We start from the raw sequence: 17,073 nt of genomic DNA, 5'->3' as shown, positions 1-17,073 counted from the left end.
GTGCGCCACACCAGTGCCTCCCCCTCGCCCCTCGACATCTCGCTCCCTATCGACACCCTCGATCTCCCCGATGCCAGGAGGTGCTTCTCATGACGGTCCAAGAGCTGCCCGGCGCGGCCGCCTACCGGCCCACGCCGCCCCCGGCCTGGAAGCCGATCACCGACCCCGCCCCGCTGCTCCCGGACCCGGAGCCGTATCGGGTGCTCGGTACGGAAGCGGTCGCCGACCTCGATCCGGAGCTGCTGCTGCGGCTCCACGCCGAGCTGGTCCGCGGGCGCCGCTACAACGCCCAGGCCACCGCACTCACGAAGCAGGGCCGCCTGGCCGTCTACCCGTCGAGCACCGGCCAGGAGGCGTGCGAGATCGCCGCCGCCCTGGTCCTGGAGAAGCGGGACTGGCTCTTCCCCAGCTACCGCGACACGCTGGCGGCCGTCGCGCGCGGCCTCGATCCGGTCGAGGCGCTCACCCTGCTGCGCGGCGACCGGCACACCGGATACGACCCACGAGAGCACCGCGTCGCGCCGCTGTGCACTCCCCTGGCCACCCAGCTGCCGCACGCCGTGGGGCTGGCTCACGCGGCCCGGCTCAAGGGCGACGACGTCGTGGCGCTCGCCATGGTCGGAGACGGCGGCACCAGCGAGGGAGACTTCCACGAGGCGTTGAACTTCGCCGCCGTCTGGAAGGCTCCAGTGGTCTTCTTCGTGCAGAACAACGGCTTCGCGATCTCGGTGCCGCTGGCGAAGCAGACCGCCGCCCCCTCCCTCGCCCACAAGGCCGTGGGGTACGGGATGCCGGGCCGGCTGGTCGACGGCAACGACGCGGCCGCCGTGCACCAGGTGCTCGGCGAGGCGGTGGCACGCGCCCGGCGCGGCGAGGGCCCGACCCTGGTCGAGGCGGTCACCTACCGCATGGACGCCCACACCAACGCCGACGACGCCACGCGTTACCGGGGCGACAGCGAGGTCGAGGTCTGGCGGGCGCACGACCCGGTGCGGCTGATGGAGCGGGAGCTGACCGGCCGTGGTCTGCTCGACGACGAGGGCATCGAGCAGGCGCGGGAGGCCGCCGAGCGCATGGCAGCCGCACTCCGCGACCGGATGAACGCCGACCCGGTGCTGGAGCCGATGGACCTCTTCGCCCACGTCTACGCCGAACAGACCGTCCAGCTCCGGGAGCAGGAGGCCCTGCTGCGGGCCGAGCTGGACGCCGAGCAGGAGCATCACGAGCAGAGCGCGGAGGCAGGCCGATGACCACCGCGGCGACGAAGGCCGGCGGACGGACGACGAAGGCGAAGCCGGCCACCATGGCGCAGGCTCTCGGCCGCGCGCTGCGCGACTCGATGGCCGAGGACCCCGCCGTCCACGTCCTCGGTGAGGACGTGGGCACGTTGGGCGGGGTCTTCCGGGTCACCGACGGGCTGGCGAAGGAGTTCGGCGACGACCGCTGCACCGACACGCCGCTGGCGGAGGCGGGCATCCTCGGCGCGGCCGTCGGCATGGCGATGTACGGGCTGAGGCCCGTGGTGGAGATGCAGTTCGACGCGTTCGCCTATCCGGCATTCGAACAGCTGATCAGCCATGTCGCCAAGATGCGCAACCGCACCGGGGGGGCCATGCCGCTCCCGATCACCGTGCGCGTTCCCTATGGCGGCGGCATCGGGGGGGTCGAGCACCACAGTGACTCCTCCGAGGCGTACTACATGGCCACACCCGGTCTGCACGTCGTCACGCCGGCCACGGTGGACGACGCGTACGGGTTGCTGCGGGCCTCGATCGCCTCGGACGACCCGGTGGTCTTCCTCGAACCGAAACGGCTCTACTGGTCGAAGGCCGACTGGTCGCCAGAGGCCCCGGCGGCCGTCGAGCCGATCGGCCGGGCCGCGGTGCGCCGCTCCGGCCGCAGCGCGACGCTCATCACCTACGGGCCGTCCCTGCCGGTCTGCATGGAGGCCGCCGAAGCGGCGGTCGCCGAGGGCTGGGACCTGGAAGTGGTGGATCTGCGTTCGCTGGTGCCGTTCGACGACGAGACGGTGGCCGCATCGGTCCGACGCACCGGTCGCGCGGTCGTCGTCCACGAGTCGCCCGGGTTCGGGGGCCCCGGCGGCGAGATCGCGGCCCGTGTCACCGAGCGGTGCTTCCACCACCTGGAAGCTCCGGTGCTGCGGGTTGCGGGGTTCGACATCCCCTACCCGCCGCCCATGGTGGAGCGGCATCATCTGCCCGGAGTGGACCGGGTGCTCGACGCGGTGGCGCGGTTGCAGTGGGAGGCGGACAGCTGATGGCCCAGGTGCTCGAATTCAAGCTGCCGGACCTCGGCGAGGGACTGACCGAGGCGGAGATCGTGCGCTGGCTGGTGGAGGTCGGCGAGGTCGTCGCCATCGACCAGCCCGTCGTGGAGGTCGAGACGGCCAAGGCCATGGTGGAGGTGCCGTGCCCCTACGGGGGGGTGGTGACCGCACGCTTCGGTGAGGAGGGCACGGAACTCCCGGTCGGCGCTCCTTTGCTGACGGTCGCGGTCGGAGTGCCGGAGGAGAGGAAGCCGTCGGGCTCCGCTGCCGGGCGTCCCCCGGCGTCCGGCCCGGCCCTGTCGGACGCTGCCTCCGTCGACCCCGTTCCCTTCGGCTCCGCCCCGTCGGGGCCGGGGGACGCCGGGGGCGGGGGGCGAGGCGTGGGGGAGTCCGCTGCGCCCGTCACCGCCGCACCGGAGGCCTCGGACGAGTCAGGCTCCGGGGCGGGCTCCGGTTCCGGGAACGTGCTCGTGGGGTACGGCACGGGGGCGCCGGCCGCGCGCCGCCGGCGTATTCGGCCGGACCGGCCGTCATCCGTCGTCGGCGGTCCCGCCGCCGCGGCCCCTCCGGCGACGCCTTCGGTCCGGACGCCGACCTCCGCGCCGGATGCGGTGTCGGCGAGCGTGCCGGCCAGGGCTCCGGCGACCGCCGCCACAGCAGCACCCGCACCCGCGCCCGCCCCGGTCGGTCATGACGCCGAGGAGCAGCGGCCGGGAGGTGCGAGTCCGCAGGGGCCGGTGGCGGTGGTCTCACCGCTGGTGCGTCGGCTGGCCCGGCAGCACGGCATCGATCTGCGACAGCTGACGGGCTCCGGCCCCGACGGGCTGGTCCTGCGGGCCGACGTCGACGCGGTGATCCGGCGGACGGAGGAGGCCGCGCGGGCCGAACCCCGTACGGCTCCGTCGCCTGCCCCCGCCGCAGTCGCGGCCACCTGCGGTGCGCCGCTTCGCGGTGGCGACGGATCGTCTGCCGCCCCGGTCGCCGAGCGCATTGCGCTGCGCGGGGTGCGCGGAGCGGTCGCGGACAAGCTGACACGCAGTCGGCACGAGATCCCGGACGCCACGTGCTGGGTGGACGCGGACGCCACGGAGCTGATGAGCGCCAGGGCCGCGATGAACGCCGCTACCGGCCCGTCCGCCGGGCCGAAGGTGTCGGTGCTGGCTCTGCTGGCGCGGATCTGCACGGCGGCGCTGGCCCGCTTCCCGGAGCTGAACTCCACCGTGGACACGGAGGCCCGGGAGATCGTCCGGCTGCCCGGGGTGCACCTCGGGTTCGCGGCGCAGACCGAGCGCGGCCTCGTCGTGCCGGTCGTCCGCGACGCGCACACCCGCAACACCGAGTCGATCGCGGCGGAGATCACCCGCCTGACCGAGGCCGCACGAACCGGCAAGCTGTCCCCGGCCCAGTTGACCGGGGGCACGTTCACCCTGAACAACTACGGGGTGTTCGGGGTCGACGGTTCCACGCCGATCATCAACCACCCGGAAGCGGCGATGCTCGGCGTGGGCCGGATCATGCCCAAGCCCTGGGTGCACGAGGGTGAGCTGGCCGTGCGTCAGGTCGTCCAGCTGTCCCTCACGTTCGACCACCGGGTGTGCGACGGGGGCACGGCGGGAGGCTTCCTCCGGTACGTGGCGGACTGTGTGGAGCAGCCGGCCGTGCTGCTGCGCACGCTGTAGCCGCGCTGAGCGCCCCTGCCTCCGCCGCACGGCTCCTCAGTGGGGGCCGCTCCGCGCCGGACGGTGGCCGGGGCGCCCCCAGTGCTGCGGGCCACCCCGGAGGGCGGCTACGCGGCGGCCGCCGCCCATACTCGACGCATGAGCGCCTATGACGTGATCGTCCTCGCCGGCGGGGCCGCGAAGCGGCTCGGCGGCGCCGACAAGCCCGGGGTCCGCGTGGGCGGCCGGGCGCTGCTCGACCGGGTCCTCGCGGCCTGTGCCGACGCGGGCGCCACCGTCGTGGTGGGCGGGCGGCGTCCCACCGCCCGCCCGGTCACCTGGGCCCGGGAGACGCCCCAGGGCGGCGGCCCGTTGGCGGCGCTCGGTGCGGGCATGCGCTTCACGACGGCTGACCGCGTACTGGTCCTCTCGGCCGACCTGCCGTTCCTGAGCCAGGGGACGGTCGAGGCGCTGCTCGACGCCGCCGGACAGCCCGGCCGGGAGGGCGCTCTGTGCATCGACCCCGACGGGCGCGACCAGCCCCTCGTGGCCGCCTACCGCGCCGAGCCGTTGCGCCGGGAGCTGGCACTCGTCGCCACCGAGCACGGAAGCCTCGCCGGGCTGCCGCTCCGCCTGTTGACCTCGGAGCTGGACCTGGCCCGGATCGACGCCGGCCCCCACGCCGCTTTCGACTGCGACACTTGGGACGACATCGCCGCCGCCCGAGCCAGGATCAGGGAGCATGGGGCCGTGCTGGACGAATGGATCACCTCGGTCAAGAACGAACTCGGGATCGAACTCGACGTGGACGCCGGTCTACTGCTCGACCTCGCCCGTGACGCCGCGCACGGAGTCGCCCGGCCGGCCGCTCCGCTGACGACCTTCCTGGTCGGGTACGCGGCCGCCAGGGCGAGCGCGGACGACGGGCCGGAGGCTGCCGCCACGGCGGTCGCGGAGGCCGCGCGCAAGGCCGCCGCACTCGCCCTTCGCTGGGAAGCGGAAGCGAACGCGGATGCTGGATCGGCCGGGGGTGCTGCACCGGTTCGGGGCGCTGCACCGACTCCGGACGCTGCACCTGCTCCGGACGTGGCGTCAGCTCCGGGGTCGGGGCCGAGGTCGGCGGCAGGGCCGGAGGCCGCTTCGGGATCGGAACCGGGATCACCATGACGAGCGCCCACTCGGCCGGCCCCGGCCCCGGCCCGGCCGACGGCGGCCGACCCAGCTCCGCCCCCTCCGCCGGCGCTCCTGAACCCGGCCTCGTCCGTCCCTCCTCCGACGAGTCGGCCCCCGCCCCGGGCAGCGCGTCCGGCCGCACCGCCGCCGATGACGCCCGCGCACGCGCGGCGTCGGAGGAAGCCGTCGAGCAGGCCCTCGCCCTGGTCAGCGGGGTGAGCGCCGCACCCGGCCACGCCTGCGGTCCCGCGCCCTGCCACGCCGGTGCTGCCGCATCCGGCCACGAACGCGACGCCGGAACCGCACCCGCCAACGCCACCGGAACCGCCCCCGCCAATGCTGCCGGGGCCGCCCCCGCCACCACGGTCGGGGCCGGCCGAGCCCACGCTGCCGCGCCCGGCCGCGCCCACGACACCACGCCCGGCCGCGCTCGGCCCCTCGCTCCGACCCTGTCCTGGGACCGGGCCCGTGAGGTGGCCGCGAGAAGTGGGCGGTCCGGGCCGCCCGCCGTGATCCGGCTGCCGCTCGACCGTGCACTGGGACACGTGCTGGCGGAGGCGCTCGGCGCGCTCACCGACCTGCCGCCCTTCGACACCTCCGCGATGGACGGCTGGGCGGTCGCCGGCCCGGGGCCCTGGACGTTCGACGCCGGGGCGGGACTCCTCGCCGGGCGCGTCGCCTCCGCCCCGCTGCCCGACGGGACCGCCGTGCGGATCGCCACCGGCGCCCGCGTGCCGGGCGACACCACAGCGGTCATCCGCGCCGAGCACGCCCATGCCGACGCGGCCAAAGGGGTGCTGCACGCTCAGCGGCCCGTCGTCACCGGACAGGACGTCAGGCCCCGGGGACAGGAGTGCCGCTCCGGCGAGCAACTCGTCCCGGCCGGGGCCATCGTGACCCCCGCCGTGCTCGGGCTGGCAGCCGCCGCCGGATACGACGCGCTTCCCGTGGCGCCCAGGCCCCGCGTCGACGTCCTCGTCCTCGGGGACGAACTCCTCGCCGCCGGCCTGCCGCACGAGGGGCTGATCCGCGATGCCCTCGGGCCCATGCTCGGTCCCTGGCTGCGCGCCGTGGGCGCGCAGGTTCAGGACCCGCGCCGTCTCGGTGATGACGCCGGGGCGTTGCGCGCGGCGCTGGTGGAATCCGACGCCGACCTGATCGTCACTACCGGCGGCACCGCCTCCGGCCCGGTCGACCATGTGCACCGGGTCCTCGGCGACCTCGGGGCCGAACTGCTGGTGGACGGGGTGGCCGTCCGCCCCGGCCACCCCATGCTGCTGGCGCGGCTGCCCCCGGACGGCCCGTATCTCGTCGGGCTGCCCGGCAATCCGCTCGCGGCCGTATCGGGCCTGCTGACACTGGCCGAGCCCCTGCTCGCGGGGATCGCGGGCCGGCCGGCCCAGGACCCGTACCTGGCCCTCGTCCACGCTGAGGTCCCCGGGCACCCGCACGACACCCGACTCGTCCCGGTGGTGCATCGCGCGGGCCGTGTGGGCGGCCGGGACCACGTCGCCCCCCTGCGCTACAACGGTCCCGCGATGCTGCGGGGGATCGCTGCGGCGGACGGGCTGGCCGTCGTGCCGCCGGGCGGGGTACGGTCCGGCACCGAGGTGGAGATTCTGGATCTCCCGTGGGCCCCGGCGACGCCGTGGACGGAAGGGTGTTTCACGTGAAACTTCCCGGCCATGATGCGATGGCCAGGCGGGCCGAGGAGCATGTGGCCCCGACCCGGGTCATGCTCCCCCGCCGGGTCGTGGTCGGTCCGGCACGGCAGGTCGGCAAGCGACTGCTGATGGCGTTGCTCGTGCTGGCCGCGACGGTGCTGATCGTCTGGATCGACCGCAACGGGTACAACGACAACGCCGACGGCGAGGTCGACCTGTTGGACGCGGTCTACTACGCGACGGTCACCCTCTCCACCACCGGATACGGCGACATCACCCCGGCCAGTGACGGGGCGCGGCTGATCAACGTGGTGCTCATCACACCGTTGCGCGTGCTCTTCCTGATCATCCTGGTCGGTACCACCCTCGAAGTCCTCACGGAACGCACCCGGGAGGACTTCCGGCTGAAGCGTTGGAGATCCAACTTGCGTGACCACACCGTCGTCGTCGGCTTCGGTACGAAGGGCCGTTCGGCGATCATGACGCTCCTCGCCACCGGTCTGGGCAAGGACCAGATCGTCATCGTCGATCCGGCCTCCAAGGTGGTCGAAGCCGCCAACGCCGAGGGGTACACCGGGGTGCTCGGCGACGCCACGCGCAGTGATGTACTGCTGCGCGCCGAGTTGCAGAAGGCGCGTCAGATCATCATCGCCACCCAGCGCGACGACACTGCCGTCCTGGTGGCCCTGACCGCACGCCAGCTCAACCGGGGGGCGAAGATCGTGGCGGCGGTCCGCGAGGAGGAGAACGCCCCTCTCCTGCGGCAGTCCGGGGCCGACGCCGTCATCACCAGTGCGAGTGCCGCAGGGCGGCTGCTCGGCCTCTCCGTCCTCAGCCCGAGCGCGGGCACGGTGATGGAGGACCTGATCCAGCAGGGGAGCGGACTCGACCTCGTCGAACGGCCGGTGATAAAGGCCGAGGTGGGCAGGAACGTACGGGAGACCGACGACCTGGTCGTCAGCGTGCTGCGCGGGCACCGGCTGCTCGGCTACGACGATCCGGCGGCCAGTCCCTTGCAGTTGACGGACCGCGTCATCACCATCGTGCGGGTGAGCCCCGGTTCCGGTTCGGTGCCGCCCAACCCGATGCCGCCGCAGCGTCCCTGAGAGAGCCGGGGCCGCCGGGGGACGCTCCGGCCAGGGCGTACCGCGCGAGCGGGCCGGTCAGGAGTAGCCTCGCGGCCATGCATGCGATCACGATTCCCGAACCCGGTGGCCCCGAGGCGCTCGTGTGGGCCGAGGTGCCCGATCCCGTACCCGGCGAGGGCGAGGTCCTCGTCGAGGTCGTCTCCAGCGCTGTGAACCGCGCGGACGTGCTGCAGCGGCAGGGTTTCTACGATCCGCCGCCGGGCACGTCCCCCTACCCCGGCCTGGAGTGCGCGGGCCGTGTCGCCGAGCTCGGGCCCGGGGTGAACGGGTGGGCGGTCGGCGACGCCGTGTGCGCGCTGCTGGCGGGGGGCGGTTACGCGGAGAAGGTCGTCGTTCCGGCCGGGCAGCTGCTCCCCGTGCCCGACGGCGTGGACCTGACGGTGGCGGCGGCGCTGCCCGAGGTCACCGCGACGGTGTGGTCGAACGTGTTCATGGTTTCGCATCTGCGTCCCGGCGAGACACTGCTGGTCCACGGCGGTTCGAGCGGCATCGGCACGATGGCGATCCAGCTCGCGAAGGCGGTCGGCGCCCGGGTGGCGGTCACCGCGGGCGGCCCGGAGAAGCTCGCCCGGTGCGCCGAGCTCGGCGCCGACATCCTCATCGACTACCGGCAGCAGGATTTCGTCGAGGAACTGGAGAAGGCGACGGAGGGCGCCGGGGCCGACGTCATCCTCGACATCGTCGGCGCGAAGTACCTGGACCGCAACGTCCGCGCGCTCGCCGTGAACGGACGCCTCGCGATCATCGGCCTCCAGGGCGGGGCCAAGGGCGAGCTGAACCTCGGGGCGCTGTTGCAGAAGCGGGCCGCCGTCACCGCCACCTCCCTGCGGGGCCGTCCGCTCAGTGAGAAGGCCGCCATCGTCGCCGCCGTCCGCGAGCACGTGTGGCCGTTGATCGGCGGCGGAGTGGTCCGGCCCATCGTGGACCGTACGGTTCCGATGAGGGACGCCGCCGAGGCGCACCGGGTACTGGAGTCCAGCACGCACATCGGCAAGGTCCTGCTGGTCGCCCCGTCGGCCGCCTGAGCACCCCGTCCCACCACACCGCCCCGCCCGCCGCCAGCCCCGTCCGCCGCCCGGGTCCCAGGCCGCCCGGTCCGCCCGAGCCGCCCACTCCAGGCCCGGTGCGCTCAGCCCCCGGTGGCGCGGGCACGGCGGGGGCGGCGGTGCTTCGGCCGCGTACGGCACCGCACGCGGCCGAAGGGCCCTGGCGTACGCGGCGGGGCCCGGCACACCGCGGTGTGCCGGGCCCCGCTCGGTCGTCCGTCGGTCCTGAGCCGTGCGTGAGCCGGCACCGGGCTGCACGGGCACCGGCTGCCGGACCAGGAGTGCGCTCGCTCACGGGCTACAGGTACGGCCCCGAACGGATCGGGCCGTGCGGGTCCCCGCCGCCCTCCTCGTCCTCGGCGGCCGCCCCGGGAGGCAGCGCGCGGCGCATCTGCTCCAGCTGGGCGCGGGCGGCCATCTGCTGGGCGAACAGGGCCGTCTGGATGCCGTGGAACAGGCCCTCCAGCCAGCCCACGAGCTGAGCCTGCGCGATCCGCAGCTCGGCGTCGGAGGGCACCGACTCCTCCGTGAACGGCAGGGAGAGCCGCTCCAGCTCCTCGACCAGCTCCGGCGCCAGTCCGTCCTCCAGCTCCTTCACGGAACCGGCGTGGATCTCCTTGAGCCTGACCCGGCTCGCCTCGTCGAGAGGGGCCGCCCTGACCTCCTCCAGAAGCTGCTTGATCATGCTGCCGATGCGCATGACCTTCGCGGGCTGTTCCACCATTTCCGTCACCGGGACCTCGCGCGACTCGTCGTCACTGGCACCGCCGCCGATAGCCATCCCGTCCTGGCCCACGACAAGGACCTGCGGGTGCTCCTGCGACCGGTCATTCCTCGGCATTTCCATGCCGCCATTGTCTCGTACGCGTGCCGTACCCCACGTTGGTGCCCCCGGAAACAGGTGATCCACCCTTTCCGGGGGCGCCGGGAACGCGTCACGGCCGGGCCAGTGTCAGCCGGGAGCTGGTGAGGGCGGCGGCCAGCAGTCCCGCCAGCACCGGGACGACCAGCGCCAGCGGCCCGATGGTCTCCCACGGCATGACGATCGGGGTGTACGCCGACTGCATCGGGTCCGCCCGCATGTCCGCCAGTGCGGTCCGCAGGTCGGTCAGCCGCGACGCGACTGCGGGCACGATGCCTGCCGCCGTCCCCAGCAGCACCCCGGTCAGGGCGACGACCAGGCACTGGAAGCCCGACAGGGACCGCCGGACGCCCGGGGGCGCGCCCACCGCGCTGAGCGTGGTGAGGTCCGCCTCGGCGTCGGCCTTGGACAGCCCGGTCGTGATGGCCGCCGCGCCCAGCGTGACCACGCCGGCGAAGAGCGCGAGGATCAGCAGGACGGCGTCGTCCTCCGACCGGGACGACCCGTTCGCGGTCATCACGTACGCGCGGTTGCCCGTGCGGGCGATCGCCGCGTTGGTCGCCTGCCGCTCGGCGTCCGTCGGGGCGCGGTCGAGCGCGTAGAGGCTGCCGTAGTCCTCGGAGCGCAGGCCCAGCCGGTCCGCGGTCCTCTGCGGCATGATCAGCCGGATGCCGGGGGTCGACGCGAAGCTGTCCGGCGCGACGTGGACCTTCAGCCGCTCGGTGGCGGTGCGGGGCTCGCCGGGGTGCAGCGCGCGGTTCTCCTCGTCCCGACGCTCAGTTCGCGCGGCGCATGCGGAGGGCGAGGAAGCCGAGCCCCAGCCCCACCAGCGTGATGCCCGCGCCCAACGAGAGCTGCTGCACCTGCCGTACGGCCGGGCCGTCCAGCGCCCGGCCGGCCGGCGGCCGCGGATCGGTGAACGCGCCGGGCGGAGGGGTGGGCCACAGCAGGTCGGCACGGTCGTCGGTGGCCTCTTCGGGCTCCCGCGACTCGGCGCGGGCCTCGGCGCGTGCCAGCTCCAGCGGGGTGAGCGAGCGTCCGGGGCGCGCCTTGCCGACTGCGGCCTCCCGCCCGGCCAGGGGGGCGGTCGAGCCGGTGACCTCAGGGGAAGCGGAGGGCGACGGCGACGCGGAGGCGGCGCCCGGGCCGCCGACGGGGCCGGCGCCGGCGGTGGACGCGACGGCGGCGGCCGATGCGGGCACCGTCGCAAGCGCCGGACCGGCGGGCGCCCCCGCGCCGCCCTGGAGGGCGCCCCCGGGGGGAGGGCCTGCGGCTGTCTCCGGGGCTCGGGAGGCTCCCCCGCCGGGCGGCGGGGGAGCGATGGCGGGAGACGCGGAAGGAGGCGTGCGGCCCGTCGGGTGAGACGTCGTGGGGGAGGCCGGCACGGGCGGGGCGGAGGGCGCGCCCATGGCGGCCCCGGTCGCCGCGGACCCGATCGATCCGGGCGCACTCGCGGCGGCGTGCGGGCCGGCCGCCCATGCCGCGTACGCGGTGCCGCCCGGCGGGCCGAGCGCCGCTCCGGCCACCGCCATCAGACCGACCACGCACCTCGACGTCCACACGGCCGGGAGTCCTGGAGCCATGGGATCAGCGTCACACGGGCCTCCGCGTCCGGCATCCCGGACGCGGTATCCGGAACTTCGGGGTCCGCCGGTGGTCGCGGGAGGACAGAGCACCGCCCGCAACGGTCGTCAACGAACAGTTTCGCCCAGGCCCCGGCCCCGTCGGTGGGCCGCGCCGCCCACGGGGGCCGACAGCGGCGGCCCCGACCGCTGGCCGGTCGCGCCCGAGCAGACCCCGGCGTGCCCGAGCAAGCCCCGTGCCCGAGCACACCCCGCCGTGCCTGACCCGGCTCAGCCGCGTCCAGCGCGCCCGGGCCCGTGCGCGAGGCTCTGCGGGAGGGCGCCGTCCCGGGCCGCCTCAGGCCGGCTTGCCCGTGGAGACCTTCAGCTCGAAGTGGGCGCCCCGTTCGGCGACGGCCGCGCCGGAGGACGGGAACTGCCCGACGACCTGGCCGTCGGCGTAGGTGTTGCCCGGCTCGGCGATCTCCTTGATCGTCCAGCCCGCGGCGGCGGCGCACTCCTTCGCCGACTGGATGTCCTTGTAGATGAAGCTGGGCGCGCGGACCTTCTTCGGGTCGTTGGTGTCCTCGGACGCGTTCGAGCACAGCGTGCTCTTCATCGTCCGGTTGCGCTCCGGCGGGCGGTAGTCGCCCGCCGCCTCGCTGGTGCCCGGGTCGCCGCCCTTGCTCGCCTCGTCGTCCTTGCCGTCCCGGAGGACGAGCGCGGTGGTCAGACCGCCGACGGCGAGCAGCGCGACGACGATCGCGCCGACGACGACCGGCATGTTGCGCTGGGAGCCGCCGCCCGTGGAGCCGCCTACAGGCGTGTGCTGCGGGGTGATCGTGTACGGCGGCGGTGTGGGGTGGGCGAGGGGGCCGGGGGCCGGGTAGCCCTGGGGCGCCGGGTAGCCGTAGCTCGGGGCGGGGGCCGGGGCCGGCTGGCCGTACGGGCCCGGGTGGTGCGGCTGGTGGGGCTGCGGCTGGTACGGCGTCTGGACGCCCTGGGGTGCGGGGGCGGCCTGGTCGACCGGCGGGAACACCGCCGAGCCGACGCCGGACCCGCTGGCGGCGGGCGTGCCTCCCGCGACGATCACCGGGGCGCCGGTCGAGCCGCCGGAGGCGTTCAGCACCCGGATGACCTCGTCCTGCATCGCGGCGGCGCTGGGGAAGCGCTCGTTCGGGTTCTTCTTGAGCGCGCGGGCGACGAGGGCGTCCATCGCCGGGGTGACCGAACGGTTGATGCTGGACGGCGCGACCGGCTCCTCCTGCACATGCGCGTACGCGATGGCGAGCGGCGAGTCCGCGTCGAACGGGATACGGCCGGTGAGCAGCTGGAAGAGCATGATGCCGACGGAGTACAGGTCGGACCGGGCGTCGACGCCGCGGCCGAGCGCCTGCTCGGGCGAGAGGTACTGCGGGGTGCCGACGACCATGCCGGTCTGCGTCATCGAGGTGACGCCGGACTGCATGGCGCGGGCGATGCCGAAGTCCATGACCTTCACGATGCCGCGCTTGGTCATCATCACGTTGCCCGGCTTGATGTCCCGGTGGACCAGGCCCATCTCGTGGCTGGTCTCCAGCGCGGCGAGCACGTCGGCCGTCACCTTGAGGGCCTTGTCGGCCGGCATCGCGCCGTGGCTGCGGATGTCGGCGGCCAGCACGGAGCCGAGCGGCTGCCCCTCCACGTACTCCATGACGATGTAGGGCATCAGCGCACCGCCGAGCTCGTCCTCGCCGGTGTCGAAGACGGAGACGATGTTGGTGTGCTGGAGCTTGGCGACGGCCTGCGCCTCGCGGCGGAAGCGCTCACGGAAGGACTGCTCGCGGCCCAGCTCCGTGTGCAGGGTCTTGATCGCGACCTGGCGGTCCAGGGCCGAGTCGTAGGCCAGGTAGACGGACGCCATCCCGCCTTCGCCGAGCAGGTCGCGCAGTTGGTAGCGACCGCCTGCGACCGCCCCGCCCGCATAGCGGCCCTGTGCGCCGTCCTGGCTCATGACTTGCATCCCCCTCGGCGGCGCGCGCTGCACGCCATTTCCGTATGACGCGCCAAGTCTGCCCGAGGGGTGTGACACGTCAAGCCGGGTGCCCGTTCCGTGACCCTACGCACAAGAAGCGTCCTGGAAGCGTTACAGGAAACGTACCGAAACCAGGTGTCAGGCACGCCGAGCAGTCGGATGATCAGTCCGGGACGGAGCGGGAGTGTCCGGCGGAGCCTGTAGCGTGACGTGTCAATGCAGCAATGCATCAAGGCACCGTGAGCACCCGCGGACGCGCGGACAGAAACGACGGCGAGGACTGATGGCACCCGATTCCGAAGCAAACGGCGGCGGAGTTTCGGATGGCACCGACTCCTGGGGCGTCGGCGGCGTCGTAGGTGACGGACGTTACCGGATGACCCACCGGCTGGGCCGGGGCGGTATGGCGGAGGTCTACGCGGCGGAGGACGTCCGGCTCGGGCGTACGGTCGCGGTGAAGCTGCTCCGCTCGGATCTGGCGGAGGACCCGGTCTCCAAGGCCCGCTTCACCCGCGAGGCGCAGTCCGTCGCGGGGCTCAACCACCACGCCATCGTCGCCGTGTACGACTCGGGCGAGGACACCGTGGGCGGCCAGACCGTCCCGTACATCGTGATGGAGCTGGTCGAGGGCCGCACCATCCGCGATCTGCTGCTGACGGCGGAGGCCCCGCCGCCCGAGCAGGCGCTGATCATCGTCTCGGGGGTGCTGGAAGCCCTCGCGTACTCGCACCAGCACGGCATCGTGCACCGCGACATCAAGCCCGCGAACGTGATCATCACGGACTCCGGCGCGGTCAAGGTGATGGACTTCGGCATCGCGCGCGCCCTGCACGGCGCGCAGTCGACGATGACCCAGACCGGCATGGTCATGGGCACGCCGCAGTACCTCTCCCCGGAGCAGGCGCTCGGCAAGGCCGTCGACCACCGCTCCGACCTTTACGCCACCGGCTGCCTGCTCTACGAGCTGCTGGCGCTGCGGCCCCCGTTCACCGGCGAGACCCCGCTCTCCGTGGTCTACCAGCACGTCCAGGACATCGCCGTGCCGCCGTCCGAGGTCTCGGACGTGGTGCCGCCGGAGCTGGACGGGATGGTGATGCGTTCGCTGGCGAAGGACCCGGACGACCGGTTCCAGAGCGCGGAGGAGATGCGCGGCCTCATCCAGTACAGCCTGCAGATGCTCCAGGTGCAGGGCGGCCACACCGGCACCTGGAACACCGGTCCGGTCGCGCTGAACGAGGGAGGCCACACCCCGGCGCACGGGATGTCCGGCTCCACCCGCCCGATGGGGTACCCGACGCACGGGGACACCTCCCAGGGCCCGATCCTGCCGCCGTACAACCCGGACGACGGGGGCTACGACGGCGGGCAGCGGGGCGGCGGGCGCGGCAGGATGTGGCTGTTCGTCCTGCTCGCGCTGGTCGCGATCGGCGCCGGGGTCGCTTTCGCCGTCAACGCGGCACAGGGCGGCGGTGGCAAGAAGGAGCCGGTCGCCCCGTCCACCTCCGTCAGCTCGTCCACGGAGAAGCCCTCCGAGGAGCCGTCGGAGGAGGAGGAGACCGAGGAGCCGGACGAGCCGGACACCTCGACGGGCGGGCGGACCCAGCCGAACCCGCCGCAGTGGACCGCGGACCCGACTCCGACCCAGCCGTCGTTCTCGCCGTCGCCGGACCCGTCCGCCTCCGCCACCGGCAGCTCGGACGGCAACGCCAGCGAGGGCGGCGACGGAGAGCCCACGGGCCAGCCCAGCGGCCCGGCCCCCGACCCCGGCACCCCGGGCGGCGGCGGTGGGGGCGCTGGCGGCGGCGGTGGCAGCGACGCCGGTGGCGGTGGCGGCGGCGATGACGGCGGAACCGGGGACGACGACGGCGGCGCGGGGACCCCGCCCGGTGACGCGCTCGGCAACACCACCTCCTAACGCCCGCACCCCCACCACCCCGCCGTACGCGAGTGAGCCGGGCGTGCGCCCCCCGTGGCNCGCCCGGCTCCCGCACGCGGCGCTCACTCCGTGAAGGCCGCGCCGACCGCCTCGTACTCGCGCGTCCACCAGACCGCCAGGGCCGACACCGCGGGGAACTGCGGGTCGGCCCTGCGGTCGTCCAGGCGGTAGCGCCAGCGCAGTATCCAGAAGTCGTTGAGCCGCTCCCACCACACCCGGTGCACCGCGGCGGCCAGCTCGGCGGCGCCCGCCCCTGCCGCGCTTCGGTACGCGCGGGCGTACGCCCGGACTTTCGGGAGGTCCAGCTCACCGGTCGGCCGGACGAAGAAGATCGCCGCAGCCCGTACGGCCTCCTCTGCGCGCGGCTGCACGGCCAGCCGGTCCCAGTCCACGATCGCGACCGGGTCGGCGCCCCGGTAGAGCAGGTTCAGCGGGTGGAAGTCCCCGTGCACCCAGCCCGTGGCGGGGCCCTCGGGAGTGGGCGGGCGGCGGTGGCCGTGCTGTTCGAGCAGGGCGCGGCGCTCCACGAGCCGGTGCACGGCGAGCTCGTCGAAGGCGTCGCGGGGGGCGCCCCGGCCGTCGACATGGCCGCGCGCCGCGCTCAGCAGGTCGTCGATCAGCGCGAAGGTGTCGGCGGCATGGGGACTGCCGTAGCCGGGCCGGGGCGGACCGCCCGGGGACCCGGGGCCGCCCCCCGCGGCCATGACCTGTTCCAGGCCGGTGTGGACGGTCCCGAGGAGGGCGCCGAGCCGACGCGACTGGGCCGGGGTCAGCTGGGCGCCGACCCGGTGCAGCCCGTCGACCCAGGGGTGCAGGGCGTAACAGTCCTCCCCGATCACGGTGACGGTCTCGCCGCCGGCGTCCGCCAGGGGCGGCACGACGGGCACACCGAGTGACTTCAGGCGTTGGGTGGCCCGGTGCTGGCGGACGATCGCGGCGCGTTCCCCGGTGGCGTCGTCCAGGTGCTTCTTGTCGAGATGGTGCTTGAGGAAATACGAGCCGCGGGTGGTGGAGACCCGGTACCCGTGGTTCAGCAGGCCCTTGGTGATCGGCTCGCAGGCGAGGGGCTCGCCCACGCCGGGGTAACGGCGCAGCACCTCGCCGACCGGGGGAACAGGCGGGCGAGTGACATATGAGCGCGGCACTTACCAGATGTTAGATCACGCTGCGTGGTGGATCGGCGGACTTGCGGTGAAGCTCAGAGTGTGCTCCGTGACGAAGCGCGGGTCGACCCCGAGGTAGGCCGGCGCATAGGGCTCCCCGTTCATGGTGACAGGGGCCGCGCCGAACAGTTCCTCCTGCTCGGGACAGGGATGCACGAGCTCGGCGGGGCCGGTGAACTGCACCGACCACAGCGTGCCGCCCTCGCCCAAGGCGGCGTCGTTGTAGTTGTCGGCACCGTACGCGACGACGCTCCCGTCACACGCTGCGTGATGGCCGAAACCGCTGTGCATCCGCAGCAGGATGCGGCCGTCGCTCACGATGTGCCGGGCCACCGCGAGGAACGGCAGGGCGCGCATGCTCGTGGCGAGCCTGCCGTACCGGGCCTGGCGGAGCAGGTCGAGAGGGGCGGCCGGAAGGGTCCGCCCCGCCTGCTCGGCGGTCTCGGCCGCGGGGAGTTGGTCGAAGGACATGATCCCCACTGTCCCCCGCCGGCAGGCACCGGGTAAGAGTCGGCTGCCCCGGGGGCCCGGGACCAAAGTCCCTGGTCGCGCCGCCGGCC

At 74.1% G+C, this 17,073-nt stretch carries 13 protein-coding genes and 1 pseudogene; 8 read left to right on the top strand and 6 right to left on the bottom strand.

Translation table 11 applies throughout. From position 1 onward, the window contains the following. Positions 1-89 precede the first annotated feature (89 nt). The 7 genes from pdhA to V9U70_RS24225 all read left to right on the top strand — a co-directional run bounded on the left by pdhA (position 90) and on the right by V9U70_RS24225 (position 8,955). On the top strand, positions 90-1,250 hold the full coding sequence (gene pdhA / locus V9U70_RS24255) for a pyruvate dehydrogenase (acetyl-transferring) E1 component subunit alpha (RefSeq protein ID WP_336678521.1): 1,161 nt from the start codon (positions 90-92) through the stop codon (positions 1,248-1,250). Beyond that, positions 1,247-2,278, top strand: a complete 1,032-nt coding sequence (locus tag V9U70_RS24250) for an alpha-ketoacid dehydrogenase subunit beta (RefSeq protein ID WP_336678520.1) — start codon at positions 1,247-1,249, stop codon at positions 2,276-2,278. Before pdhA ends, V9U70_RS24250 begins: the two co-directional genes overlap by 4 nt. Continuing rightward, a complete protein-coding gene (locus tag V9U70_RS24245) occupies positions 2,278-3,966 on the top strand; it encodes a dihydrolipoamide acetyltransferase family protein (protein WP_336678518.1) in 1,689 nt (562 codons plus the stop codon). The genes V9U70_RS24250 and V9U70_RS24245 overlap by 1 nt, the downstream gene beginning before the upstream one ends. Before the next feature lie 138 nt (positions 3,967-4,104). Continuing rightward, the gene (locus V9U70_RS24240; RefSeq protein ID WP_336678516.1) at positions 4,105-5,112 is read left to right on the top strand and encodes an NTP transferase domain-containing protein; all 1,008 of its coding nucleotides are present in this window, start codon (positions 4,105-4,107) and stop codon (positions 5,110-5,112) included. Continuing rightward, on the top strand, positions 5,109-6,791 hold the full coding sequence (locus tag V9U70_RS24235) for a molybdopterin molybdotransferase MoeA (RefSeq protein WP_336678514.1): 1,683 nt from the start codon (positions 5,109-5,111) through the stop codon (positions 6,789-6,791). Before V9U70_RS24240 ends, V9U70_RS24235 begins: the two co-directional genes overlap by 4 nt. Next, positions 6,749-7,888, top strand: coding sequence for a potassium channel family protein (locus V9U70_RS24230; protein ID WP_336678513.1), 1,140 nt, complete (start codon positions 6,749-6,751; stop codon positions 7,886-7,888). The genes V9U70_RS24235 and V9U70_RS24230 overlap by 43 nt, the downstream gene beginning before the upstream one ends. Before the next feature lie 77 nt (positions 7,889-7,965). Next, positions 7,966-8,955, top strand: coding sequence for an NAD(P)H-quinone oxidoreductase (locus V9U70_RS24225; protein ID WP_336678511.1), 990 nt, complete (start codon positions 7,966-7,968; stop codon positions 8,953-8,955). A 319-nt stretch (positions 8,956-9,274) separates the two neighbouring features. On the opposite strand, the gene V9U70_RS24220 is transcribed toward V9U70_RS24225, so the two are convergent. The 4 genes and pseudogenes from V9U70_RS24220 to V9U70_RS24205 all read right to left on the bottom strand — a co-directional run bounded on the left by V9U70_RS24220 (position 9,275) and on the right by V9U70_RS24205 (position 13,393). After that, a complete protein-coding gene (locus V9U70_RS24220; protein WP_336678510.1) occupies positions 9,275-9,823 on the bottom strand; it encodes a bacterial proteasome activator family protein in 549 nt (182 codons plus the stop codon). 88 nt (positions 9,824-9,911) lie between these two features. Next, positions 9,912-10,610: pseudogene (locus tag V9U70_RS24215) on the bottom strand (ABC transporter permease family protein); the annotation flags it as partial. 4 nt (positions 10,611-10,614) lie between these two features. Next, positions 10,615-11,421, bottom strand: a complete 807-nt coding sequence (locus V9U70_RS24210; RefSeq protein WP_336678508.1) for a hypothetical protein — start codon at positions 11,419-11,421, stop codon at positions 10,615-10,617. Between the two features lie 337 nt (positions 11,422-11,758). After that, positions 11,759-13,393 (bottom strand): protein kinase domain-containing protein, encoded by a 1,635-nt coding sequence (locus V9U70_RS24205; RefSeq protein ID WP_336678506.1) that lies wholly within the window; start codon positions 13,391-13,393, stop codon positions 11,759-11,761. Positions 13,394-13,697: 304 nt separating this feature from the next. Here V9U70_RS24205 and V9U70_RS24200 point away from each other — a divergent pair, with 304 nt between their 5' ends. Beyond that, positions 13,698-15,329 carry a protein kinase domain-containing protein gene (locus V9U70_RS24200; protein ID WP_336678504.1) on the top strand — a complete coding sequence of 544 codons (1,632 nt, stop codon included), beginning with the start codon at positions 13,698-13,700 and terminating at the stop codon, positions 15,327-15,329. An 83-nt stretch (positions 15,330-15,412) separates the two neighbouring features. Here the strand turns inward: V9U70_RS24200 and V9U70_RS24195 are convergent, their stop codons facing one another. Beyond that, the gene (locus tag V9U70_RS24195; protein ID WP_336678792.1) at positions 15,413-16,447 is read right to left on the bottom strand and encodes a phosphotransferase; all 1,035 of its coding nucleotides are present in this window, start codon (positions 16,445-16,447) and stop codon (positions 15,413-15,415) included. Between the two features lie 63 nt (positions 16,448-16,510). Continuing rightward, positions 16,511-16,984: a pyridoxamine 5'-phosphate oxidase family protein gene (locus V9U70_RS24190; protein WP_336678503.1), complete on the bottom strand. Its 474-nt coding sequence runs from the start codon at positions 16,982-16,984 to the stop codon at positions 16,511-16,513. Positions 16,985-17,073 lie beyond the last annotated feature (89 nt).

The sequence above is a fragment of the Streptomyces pratensis genome (genome assembly GCF_037137275.1).
Taxonomy (GTDB): Bacteria; Actinomycetota; Actinomycetes; order Streptomycetales; family Streptomycetaceae; genus Streptomyces; species Streptomyces pratensis_B.
The sequence above is the reverse complement of the archived record's forward strand: the minus strand, read 5'-3'. Positions and strand labels throughout refer to the sequence as shown.

What these genes read in the sequence shown, in the direction of transcription:
- pdhA (WP_336678521.1), top strand. Translation starts at nt 90, where the DNA reads ATGACGGTCCAAGAGCTGCCCGGCGCGGCCGCCTACCGGCCCACGCCG.
- V9U70_RS24250 (WP_336678520.1), top strand. Translation starts at nt 1,247, where the DNA reads ATGACCACCGCGGCGACGAAGGCCGGCGGACGGACGACGAAGGCGAAG.
- V9U70_RS24245 (WP_336678518.1), top strand. Translation starts at nt 2,278, where the DNA reads ATGGCCCAGGTGCTCGAATTCAAGCTGCCGGACCTCGGCGAGGGACTG.
- V9U70_RS24240 (WP_336678516.1), top strand. Translation starts at nt 4,105, where the DNA reads ATGAGCGCCTATGACGTGATCGTCCTCGCCGGCGGGGCCGCGAAGCGG.
- V9U70_RS24235 (WP_336678514.1), top strand. Translation starts at nt 5,109, where the DNA reads ATGACGAGCGCCCACTCGGCCGGCCCCGGCCCCGGCCCGGCCGACGGC.
- V9U70_RS24225 (WP_336678511.1), top strand. Translation starts at nt 7,966, where the DNA reads ATGCATGCGATCACGATTCCCGAACCCGGTGGCCCCGAGGCGCTCGTG.
- V9U70_RS24220 (WP_336678510.1), bottom strand. Translation starts at nt 9,823, where the DNA reads ATGGAAATGCCGAGGAATGACCGGTCGCAGGAGCACCCGCAGGTCCTT.
- V9U70_RS24210 (WP_336678508.1), bottom strand. Translation starts at nt 11,421, where the DNA reads ATGGCTCCAGGACTCCCGGCCGTGTGGACGTCGAGGTGCGTGGTCGGT.
- V9U70_RS24205 (WP_336678506.1), bottom strand. Translation starts at nt 13,393, where the DNA reads ATGAGCCAGGACGGCGCACAGGGCCGCTATGCGGGCGGGGCGGTCGCA.
- V9U70_RS24200 (WP_336678504.1), top strand. Translation starts at nt 13,698, where the DNA reads ATGGCACCCGATTCCGAAGCAAACGGCGGCGGAGTTTCGGATGGCACC.
- V9U70_RS24190 (WP_336678503.1), bottom strand. Translation starts at nt 16,984, where the DNA reads ATGTCCTTCGACCAACTCCCCGCGGCCGAGACCGCCGAGCAGGCGGGG.